Consider the following 5,597-nt stretch of genomic DNA (forward strand, 5'->3'; position numbering starts at 1 on the left):
GGTTCTATGGTTTCTAGATTGTTTCTAGATTTAGTCTAGGTAGACTCTATTCTCCAAGTAGGCTCCTAAAGTAGGGAGCTACTTTCAGTAAGCATAGCATAAGTGTACACCCAGATTGTCTGTCTTGCAGGTAAAGGTTGCACATCGGCAAGCTGACAATGCCAATATTTTCTTCCTTGACTAATGTCAAAGTTTCTGTTACTAAGTCTGGCGGTTGTACGGCTAAACTACAGCAATGTCCGCAGATTATTTGACCTGCAAATTCATGGCGAATGGCGGTTTTTGCTACTTCTCGCAGTGTGGTTGATTCTGGATCGTCGGTTTCGTCGGTGTGGAAGTCGAGGTTTAAACCGCGTTCTTGGGCTAAGCTAAATACGCGATCGAGTTGTTTGTCTAAATCGGGATTCATGTAGGCGACGCCGCCGAGAATGCCGCCGATTTGGGCAATTTTGTCTGCTAATTTTTCACCCTCGGGTGTCAGGAAATAGTCCAGGGAAACTAGGGAAACTGCTTGCAAAATTAGCCGATCGCGCCATTCGGCCTGCAAGGCTGTAAATACTGCTAAACTAACGGTTCCCTGTTCTCCTGCGCTGTCGATGTGAGTGCGGATCGCCTTGGTTCCGTGGGCGTAGCTGCACTGGAGGCCGAACTGCATCCGCCGGTAAACATCCTCTGCATTCCAGTATTTTTGGGCATCAGCGTGTACTGTGTCGATCGCGCTAGCAAACGTTCCATCGGGATTGGGCGATCGTTCCCAGATATGTCCTTTGTCTAAATGCGCGTGCATATCGACAAAACACGGGAAAATTAAGCCGCCTTGCAAGTCTACCATCGGAATATCTCCAAGTTGGGATAAAGATTCTGTACCTGTGGGGATGATTTGGGCGATCGCGCCGTTGGCAATTTCCAGATCCACCAGACAAAAATTGCGATCGGCTGTTGTGGTGATAGCAGACGCTGAATTGGCGATCGATTTCATCTCTAGAAGAGATTCGGGTACGCGACCATTTTTTAGCAAATAATTAGATGTAGCTGGCAACATGAAATTTTCTAGTTAATATTTTATTGAGTTGAGAGTTATTGAAGATGTCTATTGTAGGGGCGCGTATCTGCTAATAATTCATGAAACAATCCAGTGTGTCAATGCTCTCATCCGCCCTCTTCTCCTTAAATGAACTCTATTGGGTTATACAATAACATTATAGCAGCTTTAATAAACATGATATCTGTCAAATTTTGCTGCTGGGATAAGCCCCTCAGGGAGAGCAAAAGTAATCTAAAAATAGACACAGAGATTGCTTTCATAAAAAATCGCGTTCATGTATATAGCGTTATATCGTTGACCGTTACATCGGAATGATTTAACCACAGAGAACACAGAGGACACAGAGTCCGAGAATAGAGAGATGAATCATTCTGATGCTACCGGATTTGGTGTTACTCACTTCGGAAAAAATTAACATTTACCCAAGCATATCACTCGATCTAAAATCTTAAATGAAAAATCCCCATTCCCCAATCCCCAAATCTAAAATCAACTGAGCCGTGTTGCTTTATATTATTGGCAATGTCGTGCATATTTCTGACCCACAGAAGCAGTTGGCGGTAGGGGTAGACGATGAATGCAAGGGTTCTGACGTGTTTAGTTCGGATATCTGCACTTGTTGCCGTCCTGATTTGGTACAGGGTATCGAAATTTGCATCGAAACGGCACAATCCGGTAGTTCTGGGGTAATTGTTTACTTCCGCAAGCAAGGCAGAGCTTTGGGGGAAGTAACTAAGTTTTTGGTGTACAATGCCAGAAAAAGGCTGGGAGCATCTCAGTTTTGCATTTATAAGTGCTGTCCCCGCTCGCGAGTTGTAGAATACGCGAGCTCTTGCGTGCTCGCACTATAATAAAAAAATGCTTTTTGCAAAACTGAGATGCTCCCAAAAGGCTCGAAGGTGGCGATCGCCCTGATGACTATTTTACTCGCACTCAATGTGTTGCAGGATTTCAAGATATGCGGTTTCAAGAACTAATGCCAGACGTGCTGCACTGGTTGGGTATCCCTCGCACTGACCGTTTAGTTTCCATGAGCCATCTCAAATACAATGCTATTATCAATTCTGGCATTCAAGTAGTCGATCGCCTCCCCATCCTCGAAGATTGGATTCCCGCAGGCGCACAAGTCGAAATCGTCGCCAAAAAAGCCGCCGCCTACTACACGCCAGACCCTGTGCCAGATGCTACAATTCTTGCAGAAGCGATCGGACGCGATGCCAGGAGATTCAGAAGGCAAAGACACGACTGTTCGGAAACAGTTGCGTCTTTGCCAAATTAAATTTATTACTGGTTTTTGATCAGTCAGGGTAGGTTATGGCTAATTTGCGTTCTACTGTGATCGTAAAAACAGATATTTGCGGATATACCGCCCGAGTTAAAAAATTATCTCAGTCGGACTTAAGTAGTTTGTTGAACGAGCATAAAACTTTTATTTCAGATATTAGTACCAGAAATGAAGGAAGTTTGATCAAAGGCGAAGGTGATTCATTTTGGCTGATTTTTCCCAGCGTCACAGCAGCCGCGATGGCAGCCTTAGAAATGCAGCAAGAATTGAGAACCCAACAATCTAGCAAATCGAACGACGAACGATTGGCTATTCGCGTGTCGATTACCTTGGGAGATGTCTTGCATCAAGATAAAGATATCTTTGGCGATACGGTCAATTTAACAGCGCGTATAGAATCAGTAACTCCCCAGGATGAAATATATTTGTCCCAAGCAGCATGGCTGGCGCTCAACAAAGCAGAAGTGCAAACATCTTTTGTCAATGAGTTTTCCTTGAAAGGGATGAGCGAACCTGAAAAGGTTTACAAAGTTGACCAAAGTTACAAGACGCGAATTGTGGAAAATCAAGCAATAATTAAAGCGGATTTGAGAGGTTTTATTGCTTATCAAGAATCTAATTCTATCAGAGACGTTGAATATTTGCTCACCAACTTTGATACTTTTGAAAAAAACATTTGCGAAGAATACGGTGGCACAATTCGCAGTATTGTTGGCGATTCGCATTTGTTGACTTTCCCAGAAGCTCACTCAGCCCTAGCGGCCATGGAAAGTTTGTGCGAAAATTGGAAACTTTTTATACACGGTCATAAAATACCTTGCGGTTTGTCGGTGGGAGTTGCTAAAGGAAATTTGTATATATTTCGCTCTTGCACTTACGGAAAAGATATTAACATTGCCGACAGGCTGGAAGATTTAAGCAAAATAGTATCTCCAGCTACTGAAAAAAATTCGGTAATAGTTTCAGACCAAATAAAACGCGAAGTTAGTGGCTCGAAGTGGGAATACAAGCTGATCAAAATCGATAAAAATGCGATCTTAGATAATCTGTTAGATTACAGTCAGTTTGACTTTTTTCAGGAAAATGATGTTTACCGATGTTTAGTTGTTTGACACTCCGCTGCTGTTCTACGGTAGTTGGTAGTGCGGACTGAAGGGGGCACGCGCGATCGAATCTGATTGCGGTTAATCGATCGGACACGATATAATCCTGTGTCGGGAGATAGTGAGGGAGTTGAACTTTCTGTTGATAGTTTCCCTCTCTGACTGCGTTTATCAAGTCCTAGAAACTCCGCAAAGTTCGATCGACTACTTTCAGGGTATGTTGGGCTATATCAGTATTCAACTATTGATAGTCCTCGTTTCCCTTGCAGTAGTAATAGTTACACTCGTAGCGAAGGTGTTTGCCAGATTGGAAGCAATACTGTCTGACTGTATAAAACCATACACTGTAAAGGTTTTGACTCAACCGACAGAGTTCTCGCAAGGTGTTAAACTCTTTGGTGGCAAGTCCGCGTATCTGATTTTTTGAGTCAGGTACATAGAGCTTTCCCTAGAACTATGGCTAGTCTAGGAAAAGCCTAGCCAAAATGTAAAGCCGATGCTCAAAGCACGGGGTTTCAAACCAAAAATTTTCGATGAAGTTGAATAATATTGAGCTAGAGGCTGTAAAATATCTGAGAACACCAACTGCGATTCGCCAAAAGTGCGATCGGCTTTTTAACTTAGCCTCCGAAAATAAACTCAATTTCTTCTGTGTCGATTTATCCGAACTCGACAAAGCAGCAAATTATGTAATCGACACAACCCGCCAACAGTATCCCGATTTTAATATTCCGTTTCACAGTCAGTGGCGGCATTTTGAAGCCGGCAACCAACCGCGCCTCGCTCAATTCGATGCAGCTTTAACAGAATTTTCAGTCATAGAACAAGCAAAGATAAAATTTGATTTAGCCATTGTCAGCGTTTTACTCGATGCCAGTACCGGCGCAGATTGGCAGTATTGCGAAGCAGAAACCAAAGAAGTTTATCGCCGTTCAGAAGGGTTGGCAGTAGCCACTTTTCGGATGTTTTGTCAGGGTATTTTTTCCAGCAATCCAGATTTTCCTTGGCAAGCCGATTTTCGCGGGCTTTCTCAATTAAAATTAGAAACCTTAGCGGCCGGATTTCAAGTAAGTCGAGACAATCCGCTAGTTGGTTTAACAGGCAGATTAGAATTGTTGCAGCGTTTGGGGAATGCAATTTGCCAACATCCATTATTGTTTGGCAGCGAGAACCAGCGTCCCGGCAATTTGGCACAATACTTGCTTGACAGTCTGGTTTCTGGAGTCAAAACTGTGGATTGTGCTAAAATATTGAGCGCTGTTTTGACAGGTTTTGGGGAAAATTGGCCGGGAAAATATGCCATTGGTGGCGTTAATTTAGGTGAGGTTTGGCGGCATCGGGCTTTGCAAGGAGAAAATCTGGGAGATGAATTTGTGCCGTTTCACCAACTCTCGCAGTGGTTGACTTATTCGCTGTTGGAACCGCTGCAAGAACTCGGTTTGTACGTCGTGCGATTGGACGAGTTGACGGGATTAGCGGGGTATCGTAACGGCGGTTTGTGTTTGGATATGGGGCTGTTACGGGCAAAAGATTCGGCTATTTTTGAGCAGAAGTATTTGCCGGGTTCGGAAGTTGTAGTAGAATGGCGATCGGTCACTGTGATTCTTTTAGATAAAATTGCAGCAGCTATGCGATACAAGCTGGATTTGAGTGCGACAAAATTGCCACTGGTGAAGATTTTGCAGGGAGGAACTTGGGCGGCGGGGCGAAAAATTGCCACAGAATTGAGGGCTGCTGGAGTACCGCCAATTCATATTGAAAGTAACGGGACTTTTTTTAATAGTTGACAGTGGACAGTTGACAGAAGTCAAGCGTGAAGTCAGAAGAAGGAAGGTTCGGAATGCAAGTCCGATGGCACTGAAAAAGTCTAACTGAATTGTTGTAGCAAGGATTTTTTAAAGCTGTATTTTTTTGCCAAGAAATCGTGGTTAAGCGAATTCTAGTTTAATATTAGTCAATATTGATGTTAATTATTAGGTACGTTGTTGCGCTTAAGCGCTCTTTATAATACAATACAGTTTACTTAAGATTGTCCTTATTGCTTTATATCTAAGAAAGAGCGCTCAAGCGCAACTACGTACCTTTATTGCAGTATCTATTTTTCAGAGGAGTTTCACGAATAGCAGTATATTAGTCAACTGTATTGCTTTATATCTAAGAAAGA

At 43.1% G+C, this 5,597-nt stretch carries 5 protein-coding genes; 4 read left to right on the top strand and 1 reads right to left on the bottom strand.

From position 1 onward, the window contains the following. Positions 1–46: 46 nt before the first annotated feature. On the bottom strand, positions 47–1,042 hold the full coding sequence (locus JGK36_RS13055; protein ID WP_293197102.1) for a cytosine deaminase: 996 nt from the start codon (positions 1,040–1,042) through the stop codon (positions 47–49). A gap of 503 nt (positions 1,043–1,545) precedes the next feature. Between JGK36_RS13055 and JGK36_RS13060 the strand changes: the two genes are divergently transcribed. The 4 genes from JGK36_RS13060 (at position 1,546) to JGK36_RS13075 (ending at position 5,220) form a co-directional block, all read left to right on the top strand. Next, entirely contained in the window at positions 1,546–1,896 is a 351-nt protein-coding gene (locus JGK36_RS13060) for a hypothetical protein (protein WP_293182425.1), read from the top strand. Positions 1,897–2,003: 107 nt separating this feature from the next. After that, the gene (locus tag JGK36_RS13065) at positions 2,004–2,324 is read left to right on the top strand and encodes a hypothetical protein (protein ID WP_293182423.1); all 321 of its coding nucleotides are present in this window, start codon (positions 2,004–2,006) and stop codon (positions 2,322–2,324) included. A 35-nt stretch (positions 2,325–2,359) separates the two neighbouring features. After that, a complete protein-coding gene (locus JGK36_RS13070) occupies positions 2,360–3,442 on the top strand; it encodes an adenylate/guanylate cyclase domain-containing protein (protein ID WP_293156167.1) in 1,083 nt (360 codons plus the stop codon). Positions 3,443–3,966: 524 nt separating this feature from the next. Then, entirely contained in the window at positions 3,967–5,220 is a 1,254-nt protein-coding gene (locus tag JGK36_RS13075; RefSeq protein WP_293182421.1) for a URC4/urg3 family protein, read from the top strand. Positions 5,221–5,597: the final 377 nt, after the last annotated feature.

The organism is Microcoleus sp. PH2017_35_SFW_U_B, assembly GCF_020737865.1.
Classification (GTDB): Bacteria; Cyanobacteriota; Cyanobacteriia; order Cyanobacteriales; family Microcoleaceae; genus Microcoleus.

Coding starts and splice junctions, on each gene's coding strand:
- JGK36_RS13070 (WP_293156167.1), top strand. CDS start 2,360: ATGGCTAATTTGCGTTCTACTGTGATCGTAAAAACAGATATTTGCGGA.
- JGK36_RS13055 (WP_293197102.1), bottom strand. CDS start 1,042: ATGTTGCCAGCTACATCTAATTATTTGCTAAAAAATGGTCGCGTACCC.
- JGK36_RS13065 (WP_293182423.1), top strand. CDS start 2,004: ATGCGGTTTCAAGAACTAATGCCAGACGTGCTGCACTGGTTGGGTATC.
- JGK36_RS13075 (WP_293182421.1), top strand. CDS start 3,967: ATGAAGTTGAATAATATTGAGCTAGAGGCTGTAAAATATCTGAGAACA.